The organism is Microbulbifer marinus, from assembly GCF_900107725.1.
Classification (GTDB): domain Bacteria; phylum Pseudomonadota; class Gammaproteobacteria; order Pseudomonadales; family Cellvibrionaceae; genus Microbulbifer; species Microbulbifer marinus.
This window is the reverse complement of sequence record NZ_FNQO01000001.1, coordinates 1,652,768-1,675,624: the sequence shown is the minus strand read 5'-3', so window position 1 is coordinate 1,675,624 and position 22,857 is coordinate 1,652,768. Positions and strand designations below refer to the sequence as shown.

Here is a 22,857-nt window from a genome sequence, read left to right as displayed (position 1 = left end):
GGAGGAAGTGTAGATAGGGGCGGCGACGGCGCTTTCAAGATCTTCGGCGCGGCCGCTTCGTCAATTTTGTGGCGGCGGTTACTCTGCGTCCTGTGCCGCCAGCAGGCGGTCCGCCTCGCTGGCCAGGCGTCGCTTCAGGTCCGGATCCAGATCATTCCAGTGCACATCCAGCAGCGCGCCCTGCAGGGCATAGAGCATTACGCGAGACGCGTTGATACCGCGGTTGCGAATGCTGATAAAGGCTTCTACCGGGCCTACCCGGCGCAGGTCATCACAGGAGCGAATGCCGATGGAGTGGAGAATGTTGACAGAGGCGAGGCCCAGGTTTTTCAGCTTTAACAGCTCTGATTGACTCGGGTGCATGAGGGTTTTCCCTAACTAGATTGGCGTTCGTTTCCGCACAGCAAGATCCTTTTGCCGTGCGACCGAAAATAGCATAAAACGATAAAGGGCCAAACATTCATTAGCATTGGTGCTAAAAACGCAAAGCGAATCGAAATTGCTATCAAATAAATTTTGCTTGGTGGGCGGCAATGTCTCCGTTTTTGGTAGAGTAGTGGCTTGAAGTCTCTTCACTTTAGTTGGCCCTGTTCAGGTTGTCCGCGTATAAGAAAGTTATGTTAGCTGTACCTTTAAAACGAATGCTGTTCGGGCTTAGCGATGAGCACGTCATTGTCGAGCCGCGCTCGGAACAGTTGCTGCACCCGGAAGCGCTGGTCGCCTTCGAGCGCCTGTGCGCCGACGCGCACGATGCCGGCTTCGATCCCCTGGTGGTTTCGGGCTTTCGCAGCTTCGAGCGCCAGCGCACTATCTGGAACAACAAGGCGGCGGGCCTGCGCCCGGTGCTCGACAGCAACGGCGTCGAGCTGGATGTGGCGCGGTTGTCGCCGGTACAGGTTGCATTCGCTATATTGCGCTGGTCGGCGCTGCCGGGGGCATCCCGTCACCACTGGGGTACGGATTTCGACGTGGTGGACGCCGCGGCAATGCCCGCCGACTATCGGCCGCAGCTGACCCCGCAGGAGGTGGCGGACGATGGAATTTTCGGCCCCTTCCACTGCTGGCTGGATGCGCGCATTGCCGCCGGACAGAGCTATGGCCTGTTTCGGCCCTATGCCGAAGACCGTGGCGGCGTAGCACCGGAGCGCTGGCACCTGAGTTACGCGCCGCGCGCGTTTGAGCTGCAGCATTTGCTGACTCCCGAACGGCTCTGTGAACAACTGCAGAGCTGTGAGTTGGAACTGTGCGACACTGTGTGCGGACATATACACGATATATATACGCGCTTTGTGCGGATACCGGATCACTGCTATCCGGAAATGGGTTGAGTGAGGATCGGATCATCGACGGCGAGACAGGAAAACGAGATATCTGGCAGGCGATGCGCGCCGAGGCGACGGCAGCGGCGGTTGGCGAGCCGGTATTGGCCAGTTACTTCCACAACACCGTACTGCGGCACAAATCCCTCGACGACGCGCTGGCTTACCAGCTGGCATCGGTGCTGGACCACAATGCGCTGACCGCCACGGCGCTGCAGGAGGTCATTGCCTCAGCACTGCAGGCGGATGACTCTATTTCCCGTTGCATGCGCGCGGATATCAGTGCCTGGTACGATCGCGACCCCGCCTGCGATCAGTATCTGACGCCCTTCCTCTACTTCAAGGGGTTTCACGCCCTGCAGTCCCACCGGGTCGCCCACTGGCTGTGGCAGCAGGGGCGGCACACTCTGGCGCTCTATTTCCAGAGCCGGGTCTCGGAGCAGTTTGCGGTGGATATCCACCCGGCGGCGAAGTTCGGCTGCGGCATCATGATCGACCACGCCACCGGCCTGGTGGTGGGCGAGACCAGCGTGGTGGAGGACGACGTCTCCATACTGCATTCGGTGACCCTCGGCGGCAGTGGCAGTGGCGGCGGCGACCGGCACCCGAAAATCGGCCGCGGTGTCATGATCGGCGCCGGTGCGAAGGTTCTCGGTCCGGTCAGGATCGGCGAGAGCGTAAGGATCGCCGCCGGCAGTCTGGTGTTGAGCGATGTGCCCGAACACACGACCGTTGCCGGTGTGCCCGCGCGCCAGGTCGGCGGTACCACTGCCGCTGCCCCGGCCTATACAATGGATCAGACGCTGAATCCGGACGAATAACCAATAACAACAGAGGCAAATCCATGTCGGAACCCACCTACAGCCTGATCTTTCGCGGCGATCTGGTGCCTGGATTTACCGCCGCCGACGTAAAGGCGAACCTGGCGCGGCTGTTCAAGGCCGGACCGGAAACCGTCGACAAACTGTTCAGCGGCCGCCCGCTGGCGATCAAGAAGGGGCTGTCCCAGGCTCAGGCCGAACAGCTGCAGGCAACGCTGGCGAAGCTGGGCGCTCAGGCAGCGCTCAAGGCTGACGGGGAACCGGTAGCGCCGCCTGCGCCGGCGCCGCAGGCGGATGAACCCGCCTCTGCACCGGCATCGGCCGGGCCGGACTGGAGCCTGGCGCCGATGGAGGGCAATTTGGTCAAGGAGCACGAGCGGGACAGAAAAGAGACAGTGCAGGTTTCCGTGGATCACCTCAGCCTGAAGCCGGCGCAGGGCAACCTGATCGACGAAAGCGAGCGCTCGCGCACTCAGGCGGCAGCTGTTGAGGTGCCCGACTGGAAGCTCGACTGATTCCAGCAGAGCCGTAACCGGGCGTTCTCTTCCACAAACAGATACAAAAAAACCGGCCTGGGGCCGGTTTTTTTGATCGGGCTAAAAGCTCGTTACATGCCATCCCTGGCGCGGCGGCATTGCCGTTGTTCTAGCGACGGTCCCGCCATCCGTGGCGGCTCGCTAAGCCGTGCGCAAAGCGTTGCTTTGCAAACGCGTGGCTTAGCCTTCTTCTTTCAGGTAGCGCTCGCGGGAGGCCATGACTTCCTTGCGCGCCGCTTCGGCGTCGGCCCAGCCTTCTACTTTCACCCACTTGCCGGCTTCCAGCGCCTTGTAGTTCTCGAAGTAGTGCTCGATTTGCTTGAGCAGCAGCTCCGGCAGGTCGCCGATTTCCTGAACGTGATCGTACAGTTTGGTCAGCTTGGTGTGCGGTACCGCCAGCAGCTTGGCATCTACGCCAGACTCGTCGGTCATATTTAGCACGCCGATCACGCGGGAGCGGATTACGGAGCCGACCATTACCGGGTAGGGGGCCACAACCAGCACGTCCAGGGGGTCGCCGTCTTCAGACAGGGTCTGGGGCACGTAGCCGTAGTTGGCCGGGTAGAACATCGGGGTGGCTACGAAACGGTCTACGAATACCGCGTCCGCGTCCTTGTCCACTTCGTATTTGATCGGGTCGTGGTTGGCCGGGATCTCGATGATGACGTTGATATCGTTGGGCAGGTCCTTACCTGCGGAAACCTTGTCGAAGCTCATTGCTGTTCCTGACTGAGTAGTGATCGAAAATTCGGGAGCGCGGATTATATATCCTGAACCCCGGCGCTGAAAGCGGCGCCCTTAGACTCATTGGTTAGGGGTATATAGGGGTATAGACGCCGGTGGCGGGTCTATCCTGTAACACAGCCACAACAACTCAGCCATAACAACAAGGAGGCTGAAGCCATGTTGAAACCCAGGGAAATCAGGACCCCGGAGGAGGCGCGCGCCATCGTCGAGGAGCGCAACCTCAGTCACGTCAAGGTGGGCCTGTTCGACAACGACGGCGTCATGCGTGGCAAGTATATGAGCCGCGACAAGTTCTTCTCCTCCCTCGCGCACGGTTTCTCCTTCTGCGATGTGGTACTGGGCTGGGACGTCAAGGACCAGCTGTACGACAACGCCCGCTACACCGGCTGGCACACCGGTTACCCGGATGCGCCGGTGCGCATACTGCCGGACAGCTGTCGGGAGGTGCCCTTCGAGGACGATATGCTGCTGTTCCTGGCCGAGTTCGACGGCCAGGCCCAGGCCGTGTGCCCGCGCGCCACGCTGCGCCGGGTGATCGAGCGCTGCCAGGCCCTCGGTTTCGAGCCGCTGGCAGCGCTGGAGTACGAGTTTTTCCTGTTCGACGAGACCCCAGACTCGGCCCGCGAGAAGGGCTTCCGCAACCTGAAGCCGTTCACCCCGGACTGGTTCGGCTACTCGATGTTACGCAACTCGGTACACGCGGAGCTGTACCGGGAGATCCTCGACCTGGGTCAGCGCATGGATTTCCCCCTGGAGGGGCTGCATACCGAAACCGGCCCCGGCGTGCTGGAGGCGGCCATTGCCGTGGATGGCGCCGAGGCCGCCGGCGACAAGGCGGCGCTGTTCAAGACCTTCCTGAAGGTATTGGCGCAACGGCTCGGCCTGATGGCCACCTTTATGGCCAAATGGTCCGGCGACTATCCGGGGCAGAGCGGCCACATCCACCTGTCCCTACGCGATCGGAACAGTGGCAAGTCCGCCTTTTACGACCCGGAACAGCCACAGAACATGAGTGCCGTGCAGCGCCATTTCCTTGCCGGCCAACAGCGGCTGATGCCTGAATTCCTCTCGATGATGGCGCCCACGGTCAACAGTTATCGGCGCCTGGTTCCGGGCTTCTGGGCACCCACCGATGCCACCTGGGGTGTGGAGAACCGCACCGCCGCGCTGCGGGTGATACCCGGCAGCGACAAGTCCCAGCGCACGGAATACCGGCTCGGGGCTGCCGATGCCAATCCCTATCTGGCCCTGGCGGCGGCGCTGGGCTCTGGCCTCTACGGCGTGATGCAGCAGTGGGAACCGAGCGATGCGGTGGCGGGCAACGCCTATGCCTTGCAGCAGCCGGCGGAACTGGCGCTGCCGCGCACCCTGTGGGAGTCGGCGCAGCGGCTGAAAGCCTCGGAGGCGGCGCGGGAGCTGTTCGGCAGCGACTTCGTTGAGCATTTCGCCGCCAGCCGTGAGTGGGAGGAGCGCGAGTACCGGCGCCACGTGAGCGACTGGGAGCTCGACCGCTACTTCGAAATTATCTGATCATCGTTTCGCCCTTTGTACACGGGCCTCCGCCTGTCGACATCAATCTGCGTATGCATCGATAACCATGAATAAACTGCACTGCATCTCTCCGATCGACAATTCTGTCTACGTCGAACGCGCGCTCGCCGGTGACGTGGAAATTCAGTCCGCTGTCGATAGCGCTGTAGGGGCCCAGCGTGCCTGGCGTTGCACGCCGCTCGCCGAACGGGCGGCGATAGTGCGTGAAGCGGTGGCTGTTTTTACCGAACGTAAGGAACAGTTGGGCGAGGAGCTTTGCTGGATGATGGGGCGGCCCATCCGCTTTGCCGCCGGAGAGATTCTCGGTTTCGCCGAGCGGGCCAATCACATGGCGGAGATCGCCGCCGAGGCACTGGCCGATATCCACCTGCCGGAGAAAAGTGGCTTTACCCGCTTTATCCGCCGCGAGCCGCTGGGTCTGTCGCTGGTGATAGCGCCATGGAATTACCCCTACCTCACCGCGGTCAACGCGGTAGTGCCCTCCCTGCTCGCAGGTAATACGGTGCTGCTGAAACATTCGGCGCAGACACCGCTGTGCGCCGAAAACATGGTGGCGGCGTTCACCGAGGCTGGCCTGCCGCAGGGTGTTTTTCAGTTTCTACACCTGAGTCACAGCGATACCGAGCGACTGATTCGTGCCCGCGAAATTAATCACGTCGCCTTCACCGGCTCGGTCGCCGGTGGGGAGGTGGTCGAGCGCGCGGCCGCCGGCCGCTTTATCGATGTCGGCCTGGAACTCGGTGGCAAGGATCCGGCCTACGTACGCGCGGATGCCGACCTCGACCACGCTGTGGAAACAGTGGTGGACGGGGCCTTTTTCAATTCCGGTCAATCCTGCTGCGCTATCGAGCGCGCCTATGTGCACGAGCAGTTATTCGACGAGTTTGTCGCGCGCGCCGCCGAGCTGATACGCGGCTATTGCCTGGGGCGCCCGGATGATCCGGACACGACACTGGGGCCCCTGGTCCGCGCCGAGGCCGCTGATTTCGTGCGCGCGCAGGTGGACGAGGCGGTGGCTGGCGGCGCAACGGCGCATATCGATGCGGCTGAGTTTGCGGAGGACCGGCGCGGCACCCAGTACCTGGCGCCGCAGTTATTGACCGGTGTCCACGGCGGCATGCGCGTGATGCGCGAAGAATCGTTCGGTCCGGTGCTGGGGGTGCAGAAAGTGAGCGATGATGGCGAGGCGCTGGAGCTGATGAACGATAGTGAATTCGGTCTCACCGCCGCCATCTTCAGTCGCGATGAACAGGTCGCAGTGGCGCTCGGCGAGCGGCTGGAAACCGGCACCGTATTCCTGAACCGCTGTGACTATCTCGATCCGGCGCTGGCCTGGACCGGCGTCAAGAATTCCGGCCGCGGTTGCACGCTCTCCGCTGTCGGTTTCGAACACCTCACCCGACCCAAGTCCTTCCATCTCAAGGTTGAGTTATGAACGCGGAAAAATTTCATATGAACTGGAATTACCCCACCGCGATGCGCGTCGGGCCGGGGCGAATTGCCGACCTGCCCGCTGCCTGCCGCGAACTCAATATGCATAAACCGCTGCTGGTTACCGACCCCGGCCTGGCGGAACTTCCACTGTTGAAGCGCGCGGTGGAACTGTGCCGGGCATCCGGGTTGGAGGTCGAAGTCTTTTCGCAGGTGAAAGGCAACCCGAACGGACAAAATGTTGCGGACGGTGTGGAAGTCCTGCGCGAGGGCTGGCACGACGGCGTTATTGCCTTCGGCGGCGGCTCGGCACTGGATGCGGGCAAGGCCATCGCGCTGATGGCCGGGCAACAGCGCCCCATCTGGGACTTCGAGGATATCGACGACAACTACCTGCGTGTCGATGTGGACGGCATGGTACCGGTAGTGGCCGTGCCCACTACTGCCGGTACCGGCTCGGAAGTCGGGCGCTCGTCGGTGATTACCGATGAGGAAGCGCAGATAAAGCGCATTATCTTCCACCCGCGCATGTTGCCGGCGATTGTGATTCTGGATCCGGAACTGACACTGGAGCTGCCGGAGAAAATCACCGCGGCGACCGGTATGGATGCGCTGTCCCACAACCTGGAGGCCTTTTGCTCGCCGCTGTTTCATCCAATGGCCGAGGGGATCGCGCTGGAAGGCATTCGCTTGGTAAAAGAATTTTTGCCGCGCGCGGTGACCGACGGCGCGGATCTGGACGCGCGCCAGCAGATGCTGGTGGCATCCTGCATGGGGGCGACGGCCTTCCAGCGCGGTCTCGGCGCCATGCACGCGCTCGCCCACCCCCTCGGCGCGCTCTTCGATGCGCACCATGGCCTGCTCAATGCGATATTGATGCCCTATGTACTGCATGCCAATCGCGATGGCATTGAACAGCCGATGGGGCGGCTGGCGCGCTACCTGGATTTGCCCGGGGCGAGCTTCGATGCGGTATTGAACTGGGTGCTGGCTCTACGCGAGCAGATCGGTATCCCCCATACACTGGCAGAAATTGGTATAGATACCGCGCAAGCAGAGAAGGTCGGGGCTATGGCGGCGGTGGACCCCTCCGCCGGAACCAATCCGATATCCTTCGACGCGGCGGGATACCGGGACATCTTTGTGCGAGCGTGTGAAGGTCGGTTTGCTCTGTAATAAATCCCGCCGGTCATCCGACCAAGTGACAGTGCCTGAAATAATGAGGAGTGGATTATGCGTGGGCTGATCGCCGTCTTGTTGCTGCTGGTCGCTGTCGCGGGCAGTGCCGAACAATCGAAGAACATCCGCACCGCCATCTTCGCCGGTGGCTGCTTCTGGTGTATGGAACCGCCGTTTGACAAGGTTGATGGCGTGCTGCAGACGACTTCCGGTTACAGTGGTGGTCATGTGAAAAATCCCAGTTACGAGCAGGTTTCCGCCGGCGGTACCGGGCATGCGGAAGTGGTACAGGTCACCTACGACGCTGACAAGGTCAGCTACGCGCAGTTGCTCGATGTCTTTTGGCGCAACGTGGATCCCCTCGATAAGGGCGGCCAGTTCTGCGATCGCGGCGACCAGTACCGCAGTGAAATTTTCTACGGAACCGAAGAAGAAAAGGCGCTGGCCGAGGCCAGCAAAAAACGGGTGGCCACTAAACTCGGCAAGAAAATCGCAACCAAGATCAAACCGGCCAGTACCTTTTATCCCGCCGAGCGGTATCATCAGAATTACTACCAGCGCAATCCTGTGCGTTACAAGTACTACCGCTACCGCTGCGGTCGCGATCAACGCCTGGAAGAGGTTTGGGGCGCCGCGCCCTCACATTGAGAAAATGCCGGGCGACTAATGGTTGGAGTTAGATTTGCCCGGCGACATACAGCTGCCGCCAATTTCCATTTTTACGTTATATGCCCTCTGGAATTCTGTTCGGAATTTGCCGCTTTCTGTAAACAAAATGAATTTCACTAACGGCCAGGAATATTGAGTTTTCAGACGATAAATGGATACTTTCCTGGTCATGCTTTTCTTGGCTAACACCAGTATCATAATAAAATGAATCGCTATGTTGGAGCGGGAATAATTTGCTGTGCATAATTCGGCGCGACTATAAACAGGGAAGATTGGGAGGCTGGCATGGAGAGGCCCGATTCATGCGAAGTACCATCGGCATCTGAGCTGATCGACAATAAGATCGCGAGTCTGGGAGACTGGCGCGGAGATATGTTGAGCCGTATCCGCAGGCTTATCAGGGAGGCGGATCCGGATATCCTTGAAGAGTGCAAGTGGTTCAAGCCCACTAACCCGACAGGCGTGCCGGTCTGGTCGCATACTGGGATCATCTGTACCGGTGAATCTTACAAGTCGAAAGTGAAGCTGACCTTTGCCAAGGGCGCCGCGCTGTCCGATCCTGCCAGACTGTTCAATTCGAGCCTCGATGGCAAGGTGAGGCGCGCGATTGATATCGGTGAAGGTGAAAAAATCGACGCGAGCGCGTTTAAAGCGCTAATCCGCGCTGCGGTTGCTCTCAATAAGTCCGGGAGAAAGTAGGGGCGTGAATAACCACGAAAAAATTAACTACGTCGAGTTTCCGTCAAGAAACTTGATTGATACGAAAGCGTTTTTCGCACGGGCATTCGGCTGGGACTTTGTCGATTACGGCCCGGAGTACACCGCCTTCTCCGGCCAAGGATTGGATGGCGGCTTTTTCCAGGCCAATGCCTGCTCCTCAACCGAGAAGGGCGCCGCCCTGCTGGTGTTCTACAGCGCCGATCTGGAAGGAACCTTAAAGAAGGTGGAAGACGCGGGGGGAGCGGTGATCAAGCCGATTTTTTCCTTCCCCGGCGGCAGGCGCTTCCATTTTACTGAGCCGAGCGGCAATGAGTTTGCCGTCTGGTCTGATATCGATGTCTGACAAGCTGGCCTGTATCGAGCTGCAATAGAAAAATCCGGATCAACCGGTCGTCATTGGCGACGGCAATTGCCACTGCGGGCGGTTCCGCCAGCTTCTGCAAGCGCTTGCCCAGTCGCAAATTCCCTTCAAAGTAATCCTGGCCAGTCTACCCGCCAGCCGCCATCCGGCTATGCCGACAGGCTTGCACGCCGCGAACCGCAGAGCCCGCAGCACCGGGCAGACGACTCGATCAATGAGGAAATTGCTGCCGAGAATGGCATCAACAAGCACGCGGTCAAAAGCCATCTTGTGATAACACATTCTGCAAACTGGACGTTTCAACCGGCTGCCAGCCTACAAATCGGTTAATAAAAAAATTGTTATAACGCCACTTGCCGGCGCACTGTACCCCTGTGTGCTATATATAGACGCCAGATAAGAACAGGTGAACAGGGAAGGTTGCCTGACTTCGCCAAATCGCCAAAATTGCTGCGCCGCCGGAGCAAGTGTAATGGATCTACACCAAACCCTGCCTACAACCTCACGCTTGGCAACACTGTTTGCGCTCATCCTGCAAATCCCCCTGATTCTCGCCAGCGCGTCGTCCCTGGCGTTGGGGCTGGGCAATGCCTCGCTCAAAACCGCCATCGGCTATCCGCTCACAGTTGAAATCCCCATACTGGACCGCAGCGCCTCGCTGAATGTGGATCAAGTCAGGGTCCGCCAGGTACTCGGCCGCAGTGCCGAGCAGATGGGCTACGATCTGGCCGCCGATGCCAAGCCTTTTATGATCAGTGTCAGCGAGCTGTCCGGCGGCCTTACTATTCAGGTAAAGTCGCCCGCGCCGCTGCATGAGCCCTTGGTCAGCTTCCTGCTGGAGCTGAGCTGGCCCGGTGGCACCATCTATCGCGACTACAATCTGCTGGTGGATCTGCCGTCGGCCGCCCCCCCAACTGCGACAGCAGCCCCGGCCCAAAACGCCAGCCCGGCCGTTCAACCACCCGCCCCGGCGGAGGCCGCCTATACCGGCAAGCAATGGCGCGTGGCGCCCGGCCAAAGCCTCTGGCTCATTGCGCGCCGGGTTCAGCCCGATAGCAGCATCCCGCTGGATGCGGTAATGGCGGCCATACACGCACGCAATCCTCACGCCTTCCTCAATGGCGACATGAACCGCCTGCGGACCGGAGCGCTGCTGGATCTGCCAAGCGCCGCTGATTACTCTGCTCCGCCTGCTGTCGCCAGCCGTCCAGCCGCCGCGCCGGGCCCGGCCGAGCGCGAGCCATCCCCTTCGATAGCGGATTCCGTCTCCCCGGCTGTCCCTGCCGAGGAAAAACCACAGGGTCGCCTGCGCCTCTCTGGCAGCCCGGCCGAAACCGGTGGCAGCCGCGCCGTGCGTCTCCAGGAAGAAATTGATGTCGTCAAAGAGCAGCTCGACAAGGTCAACCGGGAAAACGAGCAGTTGCGCCAGCAAATCAAGCGCATCGAAACCAGCGAATACCTGGCCACGATGCAGGAAATGCTGCAGCTACAGGAGCAGCGCATCACGGAGCTGAAAGCGGAACTGCGCACTAGTGCCGCCACCACGGCCGCAGAGGGCAGCGCCGACGCCACTTCTGGCGACATCAGCGCTGTCGTGCCGCCGGCCCCGGTCATCGTTCGCGACGCCGGCCCCAGCTATGCCACTCTGCTGCTCTTGATCCTGACCGGTATCGCCGCGGGCGTCGCTCTCAGTCAGCTGCAAGACTGGTGGCAGAAGCGCCGCATGGCTGCAGATGCGTGGCCAGAGAGGCTTGATCCGCTCACCGCCGACTGGGCTGGCGAAATCGATCTGCCTGACAGTCTGGCGCCCGCCCCACGGGAGACGCAATCCGCTCCCGACAGCTCGCAGCCCGCCATCCGCTCCGCGATCTTCCCGCCACCTGCCCCAGAGCTGGATGGTAGCAAAGCGAAAGTCAGCGAGATGGCGGCTGCAGACGGTGAAGAGGAGGGCCAAAAAAGTGCCGGCAGCCCTGCAACCGACAGCCCGGACAGCCTTTTCGAGGAATTGCAGTTGGATGAGTCCTTCGGTCAGGACTCCGCCGATTTGTCGGCGCAGGGCAGCCCGCTCAGCGACGACGATCTGGTACTGGATATTGCCGCCTCTGACCAGCTGCCGCAGGACGAAACAGATCCGGCAGCCGCCGAATCGGCGCCCGGCGCCGCGGAGCGCAGCAATGATGATCTGGTATTGGACTTTACCGCGTTTGACCCGCTGCCCCTGGACGAAATGGAGCCGGTGGCCGTCGAGCCGGCGCCCGGTGCGGCGGAGAGCAGCGATGACGAACTTTTATTGGACTTTGCCGCAATTGACCCGCTGCCCCTGGACGAAATAGATCCCGTTGCAGTCGAACTGGCGCCCGGCGCGGCGGAGAGCAGCGATGACGAACTGGTACTGGACTTTGCCGCAATTGACCAGCTGCCCCTGGACGAGATCGATCCGCTTGCCGCCGAACCGGCGCCCGGCACGGCGGAGAGTAGCGATGCCGATGTCAAAAAAGCCGTCAACGAGGCGGTGATTTAATTCCCGCGGCGGCCCGCACGTGAAATTCATGCGCTGTCTGCACGCCTGTCACGACACATAAAAAGTCGGCAGGCAGATCAATCGATCTGGCCGCTAGCAAAAACAAAAAAGCCCCGGCGTTGGCGTCGGGGCTTTTTTGTTTGTGATGTGGGTAGTGACCTATATGTCGAAGCCTTTATCCAGCTTTTTTTCCACCAGCTGCTTTTTCAGCTTCGCGTGCAGCGGCACGCCATTCTTGTAGGGAGGATAGTCTTCGCCCTGGATCAGCGGCAGCAGGTAGTCGCGGCCGGCCTGGGTGATGCCGAAGCCGTCCTCGCTGATGTACTCCTTGGGCATCATCTTTTCGACGTTGGCCACGTCGGCCAGCGGCGCCTCGGCCACGGACCAGCCGTATTCGGGGCCGGAATCGCGCACGATGGCCGGCATGATGGCGTTCTTGCCGGCTACTGCCATCTCCACCGCAGCGCGGCCGACGGCGTAGGCCTGGGCCACGTCGGTGGCGGAAGCGATATGGCGCGCGGCGCGCTGCAGGTAGTCTGCCAGGGCCCAGTGGTACTTCAGGCCCAGTTCGTCCTTGATCATGGTGGCCAGGGTCGGCGCCACGCCACCCAGCTGTTTGTGACCGAAGGCGTCGGTGGTGCCGGCATCGGCGAGGAAGGTGCCGTCGGCGTACTGGGCGCCCTCGGAGGCGACGATCACGCAATAGCCCTTCTCATCGACGGTCTTCTGCACCTTGGCTAGGAAAGTCTCTTTGTCGAAGGCCACTTCCGGGAACAGGATGATATGGGGCGCATCGCCTTCCTCTTCCTGCGCCAGGGCACCGGCGGCGGCGATCCAGCCGGCGTGGCGGCCCATCACCTCGAGAATGAAGACCTTGGTGGAAGTGGAACACATGGAGGCCACGTCCATCGCCGCTTCCTTGGTGGATACGGCCACGTACTTGGCGACGGAACCGAAACCGGGGCAGTTGTCGGTCAGCGGCAGGTCGTTGTCGACGGTCTTGGGAATATGGATGGCCTGGATGGGGTAGCCCATAGTCTCAGACAGTTGGGATACCTTCAGGCAGGTATCGGCGGAGTCGCCGCCGCCGTTATAGAAGAAGTAACCGATGTCGTGGGCCTTGAACACCTCGATCAGGCGTTCGTACTCGGCCTGGTTCTCCTCCAGGCTCTTCAGCTTGTAGCGGCAGGAGCCGAAGGCGCCGGACGGGGTGTGGCGCAGGGCGGTGATGGTGTCGACACTCTCCTGGCTCACGTCGATCAGTTCCTCGCGCAGGGCGCCGAGGATGCCGTTCAGCCCCGCGTAGACATTGCCGATATGGTCCTGATACTCGCGTGCGGCTTCGATGACTCCGCAGGCGGAAGCATTGATCACGGCAGTTACACCGCCAGATTGAGCATAAAAGGCGTTCTTTTTCGACATGGTCATCCTGTTCACTCTACGGTTTATGGGGGCGTCCTGCCCCTTTAAACCTTCGCGCCCCAACCACTGGCGCAAGTCGCGGACTTGCTGGCAGTTGGGGCGCTCGCATTGGCCGCCGGCCAATGGCGGTAGGTCCTACTACCGCTCGGGGGTTTAGGCTGGCAAATTAGGGGGCGGAGTCTAATGGAATGGCGATGAAATTGCATTGAAACTGGGGTATTTGGCAATTACTGCCGCGATTCGCCGTGTTAAGCTTGCGCGGCAACCAGCAGGAGTACAAATTTCCGCCATGCATATCCATATTCTAGGTATCTGCGGCACTTTCATGGGCAGTCTGGCACAGCTGGCCGTGGCCGAGGGGCACAAAGTGACCGGCAGCGACGCCAACGTCTACCCGCCGATGAGCACCCAGCTGCAACAGGCGGGAATCCAGCTCACCGAGGGCTATGATCCGGCCCAGCTGGAGCCGGCCCCGGACCTGGTAATCATCGGCAACGCGCTGTCCCGCGGCAACCCGGCAGTGGAGGCGGTGCTGGAAAAAGGGCTGCCCTATACGTCCGGCGCCCAGTGGCTGTGTGACCACTTCCTCGGCGGGCGCTGGGTGCTGGCGGTATCCGGCACTCACGGCAAGACCACCACCTCGAGCATGCTGGCCTGGATCCTGGAAAAGGCGGATATGCGGCCGGGCTTCCTGATCGGCGGCGTGCCGAGCAATTTCGGTGTGTCCGCGCGTCTCGGCGAGAGCCCGTTCTTCGTCGTGGAGGCGGACGAGTACGACACCGCCTTCTTCGACAAGCGCTCCAAATTTGTCCACTACCGCCCGCGTACGCTGATCATCAACAATCTGGAGTTCGATCACGCGGACATCTTCGACGATCTGGCGGCGATCCAGCGCCAGTTCCACCACCTGGTGCGCACCGTGCCCGGCAATGGCCTGATCGTGGCCTCCGCCGATGACACCGTAGAGGAAGTACTGCAACAGGGCTGCTGGAGCGAGGTGCAGCGCTTCGCCACCGAGGCGGAAGACGGCGTGCGCCTGGGTGACTGGTGCGCGGTGGATATCGCCGCGGACGGCGGCAGCTTTGCGGTCAATTTCCGCGATGCGGAGGTGGCGCGCGTAGAGTGGGATCTGACCGGTCTGCACAATGTACGCAACGGTCTCGCCGCCATGGCCGCGGCACGCCACGTGGGTGTGGAGCCGAAACTGGCGGCCCAGGCACTGGGCAGCTTCGAGGGGGTCAAGCGGCGCATGGAGTGCCTCGGCGAGGTGGGCGGCATCCGCGTCTATGACGACTTCGCCCACCACCCGACGGCAATCGAGTCCACGCTGAATGGGCTGCGGGCGAAGGTCGGCGACGACAAGATCATCGCCCTGATTGAACCGCGCTCTAATACCATGCGTATGGGGATCCACCAGCAGACTCTGGCCCAGTCATGCTCCGGCGCCGATCTGGTGCTCTGGTATCAGCCCGAGGGGATGAACTGGTCCCTGGGTGACGTGGTGCATCACTCCACCGTGCCGGCAAAGATTTTCGACAACATAGAGGCTGGCGTAGAATCCGCGGTCAACCTGGCCGAGCCGGGCACACATATCGTCGTAATGAGTAACGGCGGCTTCGGCGGTATTCACCAGCGGCTGCTCGGTGCGCTGGAGCAGAAGCACGGCCGCACTTCCTAACCTGCCATTGGGGATCTGCTTTGGGTCAACCTGTATTCGACAAGACTGTCACCCTGGCGATGACCGGGGCGTCCGGCGCCCAGTACGGCCTGCGCCTGTTGCAGTGCCTGCTCGCCGCCAATGTGCGGGTCTGGCTGCTGCTGTCCGATGCGGCGCGGGTGGTGATCAATACCGAGACCGACTGCCAGTTGCCGGATGGCGACGAGGATGAACTGCAGCACTTGCTCGGCGAGCGCTTCGGTGCCGCGGATGGCCAGCTGAAGCTGTTCGGCAAGCGGGACTGGTTCTCTCCGGTGGCTTCCGGTACGGGCGCGGCCTCCAGCATGGTGATCTGCCCGGCCAGCGGTGGCACCCTGTCGGCGGTAGCCTGCGGAGCCTCCAACAACCTGATCGAGCGTGCCGCGGATGTGGCCCTGAAGGAACGACGGCAGCTGATCCTGGTACCGCGGGAGGCGCCCTATTCGGAAATCCATCTGGAGAATATGCTCAAACTGACCCGCATGGGGGCGATGATACTGCCGGCCAGTCCCGGCTTTTACCAGCGGCCGCAGTCGATACAGGACCTGGTGGATTTCGTGGTCGCGCGGCTGCTGGATCAGCTGGGCGTGGAGCAGGCGCTGCTGCCCAGCTGGGGCGAGTAGTCCGGATAAATAAAGGCAGGCAGCCCGTGAAGCCGACGATCACTATTCATTACTGTGTGCAGTGTAACTGGATGCTGCGCGCCACCTGGATGGCCCAGGAGCTGCTGTACACCTTTGCCGATGACCTGGAGCAGGTGGCATTGAAGCCGGGCAGCGGTGGCGTATTTGAAATATCCGTGGGTGATGACCTGATCTGGGAGCGCAAACGCGATGGTGGATTTCCCGGGCCCAAGGAACTTAAGCGGCGGGTCAGGGATCTGTTATTCCCCGAGCGCGACCTGGGGCATATCGACGCGCCGTAAAATTTTTTAGGAAATCAGCGAGAAGGCGAATTTTATCTTTGCCTTCTTTCGGTCCGGGCGAACAAAGTATTCGCCGCTAAATGGCCAACTATATTTTTAATTTAAGCGAAATCTTATGCTGTCAGCTTTCAAGACCTGCTACGAAAACCTGGTAACCCGGCGACCGAAAACCGTGCTGTTATTCGTCGCGCTGTTGGCGCTGGCGGCGGCGCTGGGGTTGCCGCGTTTCAAGCTCGACGCCTCGGCCGACTCACTTACCCTGGAAGCGGACAAGTCCATCGATTACTTCCGTGAAATTTCCGAGCGCTATGCGAGCGGTGATTTTCTTGTCGTGACCTACCGCTACCGCGACGGCGACCTCTTCACCGATGCGTCCCTCGAAACCCTGCGCCAACTGCGCGACGAGCTGACGCAGGTTGACGGCGTGACCAGCGTGCAGAGCATCCTCGACGTACCGCTGCTGTACAGCCCCAAGCTGTCGATCACCGATATCAATGACGGCGTCCGCACCCTGTCGACGCCCGGTACCGACAAGAAACTGGCGCGGCAGGAGTTTCTGTCCAGCCCGATCTACCGCGAGCTGATTTTGAGTCCGGACGGCCAGACTACCGCGCTGCTGGTCAACCTGCAGCTGGACAGCCGTGGTATCGAGCTGGTGCGCGAGCGCGACGCGCTGCGCCGTAAACGCAACAGCGAGGGGCTGACGGAAGAGGAAGCGGCGCATCTGGAAGAGGTAAGCCAGACCTACCTCCAGCACCGCACTGCTCAGGAACATGAGTCGCGTGCGCGAGTCGAGGAAGTACGGGAGATCCTGGCCGGCTACAAGGGTGAAGCCGAACTGTTCCTCGGCGGTGTGTCGATGATCACCGCCGACATGATCTCTTTTATCAAGAGCGACCTGGTGATATTCGGTGCGGGTATTCTGCTGTTTATCATCGCCACACTGCTGATTATCTTCCGCCAGATACGCTGGGTGCTGCTGCCGCTGGCCACCTGTGTGACCACCGCCGTGATGATGCTGGGGCTGCTCAGCTGGCTGGACTGGCGCCTGACCGTGATCTCCGCCAATTTCGTCGCGCTACTGTTGATCATCACCCTGGCGATCACCATTCACCTGGCGGTGCGCTACCGCGAATATGCCGCGCAGCATCCGGAGTGGGATCGCGAACAGCTGGCCCTGGCCGCGGTGCGCTTTATGGCCAAGCCGTGCCTGTATACGGCGCTGACTACTATCGTTGCCTTTGCGTCGCTGGTGGTCAGCGGTATCCGCCCGGTGATCGATTTCGGCTGGATGATGACCATGGGCGTGAGCCTGGCACTGGTGCTGTCATTCCTGATGATTCCGACACTCCTGATGGTGCTGCCGAAGCGCACCGGTGGTGTCAGCAAGGATAATTCCCACGCGTTCACGCTGCTGTTCTCGCGTTTTGCCGAAAAGCGCCGCGGCGTGGTGATAGGGGTATCTCTGGTGGCGGCCGTCGCCAGCGCCGTGGGTATTTCGCAGTTGAAGGTGGAAAACCGTTTTATCGATTACTTCGACGATTCCACCGAGATCTACCAGGGCATGCTGGTGATCGACCGCCGCCTCGGCGGCACCGTGACCCTGGATATCATCCTCGACAAGCCGGCGGAGCAAGAAATGGCATTCGAGGGGGAGGAAGATCCCTTTGCGATGGCAGGCGGAGACGAGGAGGTTGCCGAGGAGGATCCCTTTGCGACTGACGATCCGTTCGGCGGCGCTGGCGATACTGCGGAGCCGAGTTACTGGTTTACCGTCGCCGGCCTGGCAAAAATCGAGCAGTTGCACGACTACCTGGAGCAGCAGCCGGAAATCGGCAAGGTGCAGTCCCTGGCGACCTTCTACAAGGTGGCACGGGATTTAAATAATGGTCCGCTGAATGATTTCGAACTGGCCGTGGCGCGCACCAGTCTGCCGGACGAAATCACCGAGGTGCTGGTGGATCCCTATCTATCGGTCGAGCACAATCAGGCGCGCATTACGCTGCGGGCAATGGAAACCGATCCGAATCTGCGCCGTGATGAACTGATCCAGCGTATCTACCATTACGCCCACAATGAAATGGACATAGCGCCGGAAAATATTCACCAGACGGGGTTGCTGGTGCTCTACAACAATATGCTGCAGAGCCTGTTCAAATCGCAGATCCTGACCCTGGGTGCGGTGTTCGTCGGTATTCTGTTGATGTTCCTGGTGCTGTTCAGGTCCCTGTCGCTCGCGCTTATCGCGCTGATACCGAACATGCTCGCGGCCTGTGTGGTGCTCGGCGGCATGGGCCTGGCCGGTATTCCGCTGGATATGATGACGATCACCATTGCCGCGATTACGGTGGGTATCGGTGTGGATCACGCCATCCATTACCTGTACCGCTTCCGCGATGAGTTTGCGAAAGACGGCGATTACTTGGCGACTATGCACCGCAGCCATGCGACGATTGGCCGGGCGATGTTCTACACCGCCATTACCATCATCGCCGGCTTCTCGATCCTGGCGCTGTCCAAGTTTGTGCCGTCTATTTATTTTGGCCTGCTCACCGCGCTGGCCATGTCTGCGGCGCTGCTCGGCTCTCTGACGCTGCTGCCGCTGTTGCTGTTGCTGTTCAAGCCGCTGCCGGCTCCGGAGGCGCCGGGAAAGCCGCTGCCGGTTGACGACGGCCTGGCAGGCTCACAGGCCGAGCCGCTTTAGGAAAATAAAAAGCCGGGTGATCACCCGGCTTTTTTTTGCTTCGAGGAAGCGGTCGATCAGTCACTGCGACTGGTGATTTCCAGCAGGTGATAGCCGAACTGGGTCTTGATCGGGCCGTGCACCTTGTTCAGCTCGCCGGAGAACACCACCTTGTCGAACTCCGGTACCATCTGTCCCTGGCTGAATTCGCCCAGGTCGCCGCCGGAGCGGCCGGACGGGCACTTGGAGTGCTCCTGGGCGAGTGCGCCGAAGTCGGCGCCGTTTTCCAGCTGTTTTTTAAGTTCCTGACACTTCTCTTCGCTTTCCACCAGAATGTGGCGCGCGGTGGCTTTGGGCATGGGAATTCTCCGTAAAATGATTTCACTCGCAGCAGCTTAGTGCCTGTGTGCGACGACTGCCACTCACTGCTTGCCGGCCAGTGCGGCGAAGGTATTGCACTGCTTGACATCACCTGTGGTGAAGCCGCGCTTGAACCAGTAGACCCGCTGTTCGGCACTGCCGTGGGTAAACGCATCCGGGGACACCGCGCGACCCGAGCGGCGCTGCAGGCGGTCGTCGCCGACGGCAGCGGCCGCGGCCAGGCCCTCCTCGAGATCTCCGGGTTCGAGCATCTGTTGGTCCCGGTGGGCGTAGAAGGCCCAGACGCCGGCAAAGCAGTCTGCCTGCAGCTCCAGCATCACCGACAGGCGGTTGGCGGTTACCTTGTCGGACTGCATGCGCGCCGCCTGCACCTTCTGCGAGGTGCCGAGCAGGTTCTGCACGTGGTGGCCGACTTCGTGGGCGATCACATAGGCGAAAGCGAAGTCTCCCGGAGCGCCCAATTGCCGGAGGTCGCCGAGGAAACTGAGATCCAGGTAGACCTTGTTGTCGCCGGGGCAGTAGAAGGGGCCGACCGCCGCGGTGTTGAGACCGCAGGCGGAGCGCACGGCGTCGTCGTAGAGCACCAGCTTGGGCGGCACATAGCGCGAGCCGGCGGTCTGGAACAGCTTGCCCCAGGTGTCTTCGGTATTCGCCAGCACTACCGAGACAAAATCGGCGACTTCATCTCCGGGCGCCCGGGTGCCGGGCTGGCCCTGTTGCTCCGGGCCCAGGGCCGGCGGCTGTGTCTGCTGCGGAGCCCCGTCGAACAGGCGGTCACCGCCGAACAAGTAGAAGGCGGCCAGCAATGCCAGTATCAGCCAGCCGGTCTTGCTGCGCAGCAGCAGCGGCGCCAGGGCCAGCAGGTTGCCCAGGCCTCCGCTACCGCCCATGCCGGGAGAAGACTGTCCGCGGCGGTCCTCCACATTGCTACTTCTGCGACCCTGGCGCCAACGCATGGGGTTTCTCCGCTATCGTGCTTGTTCAATCCGTCCAAGAAGACTGGGGGCGGCACTGTCGCGGCTACATACGGACAGCTGCGGGCCGGTTCTTGAAACAGCTTCTTTGAGTCTAGACAAGTGGTGGCACAGAATTCTTTTTTATTGGCGCTCGAAGCCGCCGGTGCAGATGGTATCTTTAATAGAGCCACTGCAACCGAGAGCGTGTTTTGCCACAGATTCCCCTGTTCCCACTGAGCGTGGCGCTGTATCCCGGCGTAACCCTGCCGTTGCGCATTTTTGAACAGCGCTATTTGCACCTGGTCAGTGAAACCCTGAAAGCGGACTCCGGTTTTGGTGTCGTGCTGATCCGCTCGGGCGGCGAGGTCGGGCGTGCTTCCGTATGGCCACTAGGGGTCTACGTGAAGATAGTCGACTGGAGTCAGGGGGAGGAGGGGTTGCTGCACGTGCTGGTGTCCGGCCAGCGCCGCTTTCGCGTCGTCGGTACCAGTCGCGCCGAGGATGGCCTGCTGCTCGGCGAAGTGGAGTGGCTGCCGGAGGCGGAGCCGCAGCCGATACCGTCCGAGTGCGACGGCCTGCTGGCGGTGCTCGAGGAGCTGAAACAGCACGCCTCGATGCTTTCCCTCAAATTTGCTCCGGTTGACTCGGCCGACGCACTGTCGTGGCAGCTGGCGCAGTTGCTGCCGCTGGACGACAAGGTGCGGGTTGAATTGCTCGCTACCGAAGATCCGCTGGTGCGGCTGGCGGATATCGCCGCGAGCCTCGATCGCTGGGCCCGGGAGTAACCATCCGAATCGCCGTCATTTTGGCGTATACTGCGCGGCCCATCGAACACCGCATGGAGAGCCATAGTGAACAGTTCCGTCGCCGATTCTGCCGATCAGCAATCCACCCGGGCCAAGCTCGAGGAAATGGGGCGCGCAGCGCGTGCAGCGGCGCGGCTGATGGCCCGTGCCGATACCGCCACGAAAAACCGTGCCCTGCAGGCGATTGCCGCGCAGCTCGACGCCCGGCGCGATCAGATTGCCGAGGCCAATGCGCGGGATATGCGCGCCGGGCGCGACCATGGTCTGGACGCGGCGCTGCTGGATCGCCTGGAGCTCAACGACGAGCGCATCGATGGCATGATCGAGGGCCTGCACCAGATCGCCGAGCTGCCGGATCCGGTGGGTGAAATAGAAGACCTGAAATACCGTCCGAGTGGTATTCAGGTGGGCAAGATGCGCGTGCCCCTGGGTGTGGTCGGGATCATTTATGAGTCCCGCCCCAATGTGACGATCGACGCCGCCAGCCTGTGCCTGAAATCCGGCAATGCGACCATTCTGCGCGGCGGCAGTGAAGCGCTGCATTCCAACGGCGCCATCGCCGCCTGTATCGCCGCGGGCCTGAAGGAGGCGGGCCTGCCGGAAACCGCGGTGCAGGTAGTGGATACCACCGATCGCGCGGCGGTGGGTGCACTGATCAGTATGCCGGAATATGTGGACGTGATTGTGCCGCGCGGCGGCACCGGCCTGATTGAGCGGGTCAGCCGCGAGGCGCGGGTGCCGGTGATCAAACACCTGCACGGTGTCTGCCACGTGTATATCGACGATAAAGCGGACTTGCAGAAGGCTTTCAATATCGCGCTGAATGCGAAGACCCACCGCTATGGGGTCTGCAACGCGATGGAGAGCCTGCTGGTAGCCGAGGGCGTCGCGGCGGAAATACTGCCGCGGCTGGCGGCGGCCTACCGCGACAAAGGTGTTGAACTACGCGGTTGCGAGCAGACCCGGGAAATTCTGGCAGACTGTGCGGCGGCCAGCGACAGCGACTGGAGCGAGGAATACCTGGCGCCGATCCTGTCAATTCGCGTGGTGGCGGATATGGATGCTGCGATGGAACATATCGCCCAGTATGGCTCCGGCCATACAGAGTCCATTGTCACCGAGGACTACAGCCGTGCGCGGCGCTTCCTCGCCGAGGTGGATGCCAGCTCGGTCATGGTAAACGCCTCGACACGCTTCGCCGACGGCTTCGAGTACGGTCTCGGTGCGGAAATCGGTATCAGCACCGATAAGATCCACGCCCGCGGCCCGGTGGGCCTGGAAGGACTGACCTCGCAGAAGTGGATAGTGCTCGGCGACGGACATATTCGCGAGTGAGTCAACGGAGGCCGTTGGCAATTTGTTAAGTTTTATCGGAGGGTGCCGGAAGGACTATCCCTTTCCGGCGCTGTGCCCGGACGGGGCGCTTGGGGCTTCAAAGGGTATTGATGAGTAACAAGCTGCACACCATCGCGCTGTTCGGCGGCACCTTTGACCCGGTGCACTTCGGCCATCTGCGTATGGCACTGGAACTGCGCCAGGCACTGGACGTCGACGAGATGCGGCTGCTGCCGAGTCACCAGCCGCGCCACCGGCAGTCGCCCGGGATATCCGCCGAGCACCGGCGGCAGATGCTGGCGCTGGCACTCGAGGGTTGCGACGAACTACAGCTCGACGAACGCGAACTGAAGCGCCCGGGACCCACCTATACCGTGGATACCCTGGAGGAGTTGCGGGCAGAGCTGGGCGAACAGGTGTCGATCAGCTTCTGCATGGGTCTGGACTCGCTACTGACGCTGCCGAGCTGGCATCGCTGGCAGCGGTTGCTGCAGTTGGCCCACCTGGTGGTGGTCGCCCGCCCCGGCTGGAAGCTGCCGCAGAAGGGTTCTGGCGGCGGCCAAGGGGAAGTGGCGGAGTTGCTGGAAAAGCATGCCGGCGGCATCGCGGACCTGCATGTGCAGCCGGGCGGACACCTGGTGGTGCGGGAGCAGACTCTGTTACCGATATCCGCGACCCATATCCGCCACCTGATCGGCAGTGGCCAGTCTCCGCGCTACCTGTTGCCGGCGGCGGTGCTGCAATACATTGAAGACAATCAACTTTATCGAACAGCCGCGACAAGCGGCCAGTAAAAAG

Annotated in this window: 22 protein-coding genes; 17 read left to right on the top strand and 5 right to left on the bottom strand. The window is 61.4% G+C overall.

The window, feature by feature from the left end; translation table 11 throughout:
• Window positions 1-78 precede the first annotated feature (78 nt).
• Entirely contained in the window at window positions 79-363 is a 285-nt protein-coding gene (locus tag BLW36_RS07215; protein ID WP_091386539.1) for a TfoX/Sxy family protein, read from the bottom strand.
• 278 nt (window positions 364-641) lie between these two features.
• On the opposite strand from BLW36_RS07215, the gene BLW36_RS07210 reads away from it, so the two are divergent.
• The 3 genes from BLW36_RS07210 to BLW36_RS07200 are packed head-to-tail and all read left to right on the top strand — an operon-like array spanning window position 642 to window position 2,655.
• Window positions 642-1,328: a M15 family metallopeptidase gene (locus tag BLW36_RS07210; RefSeq protein ID WP_091386537.1), complete on the top strand. Its 687-nt coding sequence runs from the start codon at window positions 642-644 to the stop codon at window positions 1,326-1,328.
• Window positions 1,325-2,140 carry a serine O-acetyltransferase gene (gene cysE / locus BLW36_RS07205; RefSeq protein WP_425286744.1) on the top strand — a complete coding sequence of 272 codons (816 nt, stop codon included), beginning with the start codon at window positions 1,325-1,327 and terminating at the stop codon, window positions 2,138-2,140. The genes BLW36_RS07210 and cysE overlap by 4 nt, the downstream gene beginning before the upstream one ends.
• Before the next feature lie 23 nt (window positions 2,141-2,163).
• The gene (locus BLW36_RS07200; protein ID WP_091386535.1) at window positions 2,164-2,655 is read left to right on the top strand and encodes a hypothetical protein; all 492 of its coding nucleotides are present in this window, start codon (window positions 2,164-2,166) and stop codon (window positions 2,653-2,655) included.
• Window positions 2,656-2,856: 201 nt separating this feature from the next.
• Here the strand turns inward: BLW36_RS07200 and ppa are convergent, their stop codons facing one another.
• A complete protein-coding gene (gene ppa / locus BLW36_RS07195; protein ID WP_091386533.1) occupies window positions 2,857-3,393 on the bottom strand; it encodes an inorganic diphosphatase in 537 nt (178 codons plus the stop codon).
• Between the two features lie 186 nt (window positions 3,394-3,579).
• Between ppa and BLW36_RS07190 the strand changes: the two genes are divergently transcribed.
• From BLW36_RS07190 to BLW36_RS07160, 7 genes are all read left to right on the top strand, one after another.
• Window positions 3,580-4,953: a glutamine synthetase family protein gene (locus tag BLW36_RS07190; protein ID WP_091386531.1), complete on the top strand. Its 1,374-nt coding sequence runs from the start codon at window positions 3,580-3,582 to the stop codon at window positions 4,951-4,953.
• Window positions 4,954-5,020: 67 nt separating this feature from the next.
• Window positions 5,021-6,409, top strand: coding sequence for an aldehyde dehydrogenase family protein (locus BLW36_RS07185; protein ID WP_091386529.1), 1,389 nt, complete (start codon window positions 5,021-5,023; stop codon window positions 6,407-6,409).
• Window positions 6,410-6,426: 17 nt separating this feature from the next.
• Complete coding sequence (locus BLW36_RS07180; RefSeq protein WP_244506159.1) at window positions 6,427-7,581, top strand: iron-containing alcohol dehydrogenase; 1,155 nt, start codon at window positions 6,427-6,429, stop codon at window positions 7,579-7,581.
• Between the two features lie 57 nt (window positions 7,582-7,638).
• Window positions 7,639-8,232: a peptide-methionine (S)-S-oxide reductase MsrA gene (msrA, locus tag BLW36_RS07175; RefSeq protein WP_091386524.1), complete on the top strand. Its 594-nt coding sequence runs from the start codon at window positions 7,639-7,641 to the stop codon at window positions 8,230-8,232.
• A gap of 306 nt (window positions 8,233-8,538) precedes the next feature.
• Window positions 8,539-8,952, top strand: coding sequence for a DUF1801 domain-containing protein (locus BLW36_RS07170; protein WP_091386522.1), 414 nt, complete (start codon window positions 8,539-8,541; stop codon window positions 8,950-8,952).
• 4 nt (window positions 8,953-8,956) lie between these two features.
• Window positions 8,957-9,316, top strand: coding sequence for a VOC family protein (locus BLW36_RS07165; RefSeq protein ID WP_091386520.1), 360 nt, complete (start codon window positions 8,957-8,959; stop codon window positions 9,314-9,316).
• A gap of 490 nt (window positions 9,317-9,806) precedes the next feature.
• The gene (locus BLW36_RS07160; RefSeq protein ID WP_091386517.1) at window positions 9,807-11,855 is read left to right on the top strand and encodes a type IV pilus assembly protein FimV; all 2,049 of its coding nucleotides are present in this window, start codon (window positions 9,807-9,809) and stop codon (window positions 11,853-11,855) included.
• 159 nt (window positions 11,856-12,014) lie between these two features.
• Here BLW36_RS07160 and BLW36_RS07155 read toward each other — a convergent pair whose 3' ends face one another.
• A complete protein-coding gene (locus BLW36_RS07155) occupies window positions 12,015-13,277 on the bottom strand; it encodes a 6-phosphofructokinase (protein ID WP_170833149.1) in 1,263 nt (420 codons plus the stop codon).
• A 289-nt stretch (window positions 13,278-13,566) separates the two neighbouring features.
• Here BLW36_RS07155 and mpl point away from each other — a divergent pair, with 289 nt between their 5' ends.
• From mpl to BLW36_RS07135, 4 genes are all read left to right on the top strand, one after another.
• A complete protein-coding gene (gene mpl / locus BLW36_RS07150; protein WP_091386512.1) occupies window positions 13,567-14,955 on the top strand; it encodes a UDP-N-acetylmuramate:L-alanyl-gamma-D-glutamyl-meso-diaminopimelate ligase in 1,389 nt (462 codons plus the stop codon).
• A 59-nt stretch (window positions 14,956-15,014) separates the two neighbouring features.
• The gene (locus tag BLW36_RS07145; protein ID WP_244506186.1) at window positions 15,015-15,596 is read left to right on the top strand and encodes a flavin prenyltransferase UbiX; all 582 of its coding nucleotides are present in this window, start codon (window positions 15,015-15,017) and stop codon (window positions 15,594-15,596) included.
• Between the two features lie 26 nt (window positions 15,597-15,622).
• Entirely contained in the window at window positions 15,623-15,898 is a 276-nt protein-coding gene (locus tag BLW36_RS07140; protein ID WP_091386509.1) for an Rdx family protein, read from the top strand.
• Between the two features lie 115 nt (window positions 15,899-16,013).
• On the top strand, window positions 16,014-18,602 hold the full coding sequence (locus tag BLW36_RS07135) for an efflux RND transporter permease subunit (protein WP_091386507.1): 2,589 nt from the start codon (window positions 16,014-16,016) through the stop codon (window positions 18,600-18,602).
• A 56-nt stretch (window positions 18,603-18,658) separates the two neighbouring features.
• On the opposite strand, the gene BLW36_RS07130 is transcribed toward BLW36_RS07135, so the two are convergent.
• Together BLW36_RS07130 and ypfJ are read right to left on the bottom strand one after the other, a co-directional pair.
• Entirely contained in the window at window positions 18,659-18,940 is a 282-nt protein-coding gene (locus tag BLW36_RS07130; RefSeq protein ID WP_091386505.1) for a peptidylprolyl isomerase, read from the bottom strand.
• A gap of 63 nt (window positions 18,941-19,003) precedes the next feature.
• Window positions 19,004-19,918 (bottom strand): KPN_02809 family neutral zinc metallopeptidase, encoded by a 915-nt coding sequence (ypfJ, locus tag BLW36_RS07125; RefSeq protein WP_091386503.1) that lies wholly within the window; start codon window positions 19,916-19,918, stop codon window positions 19,004-19,006.
• 209 nt (window positions 19,919-20,127) lie between these two features.
• Here ypfJ and BLW36_RS07120 point away from each other — a divergent pair, with 209 nt between their 5' ends.
• The 3 genes from BLW36_RS07120 to nadD all read left to right on the top strand — a co-directional run bounded on the left by BLW36_RS07120 (window position 20,128) and on the right by nadD (window position 22,853).
• Window positions 20,128-20,703: an LON peptidase substrate-binding domain-containing protein gene (locus BLW36_RS07120; RefSeq protein WP_091386501.1), complete on the top strand. Its 576-nt coding sequence runs from the start codon at window positions 20,128-20,130 to the stop codon at window positions 20,701-20,703.
• Between the two features lie 66 nt (window positions 20,704-20,769).
• Window positions 20,770-22,059: a glutamate-5-semialdehyde dehydrogenase gene (locus tag BLW36_RS07115; RefSeq protein ID WP_280140345.1), complete on the top strand. Its 1,290-nt coding sequence runs from the start codon at window positions 20,770-20,772 to the stop codon at window positions 22,057-22,059.
• Between the two features lie 110 nt (window positions 22,060-22,169).
• Window positions 22,170-22,853 carry a nicotinate-nucleotide adenylyltransferase gene (gene nadD, locus BLW36_RS07110; protein WP_091386499.1) on the top strand — a complete coding sequence of 228 codons (684 nt, stop codon included), beginning with the start codon at window positions 22,170-22,172 and terminating at the stop codon, window positions 22,851-22,853.
• The last annotated feature ends 4 nt before the right edge of the window (window positions 22,854-22,857 follow it).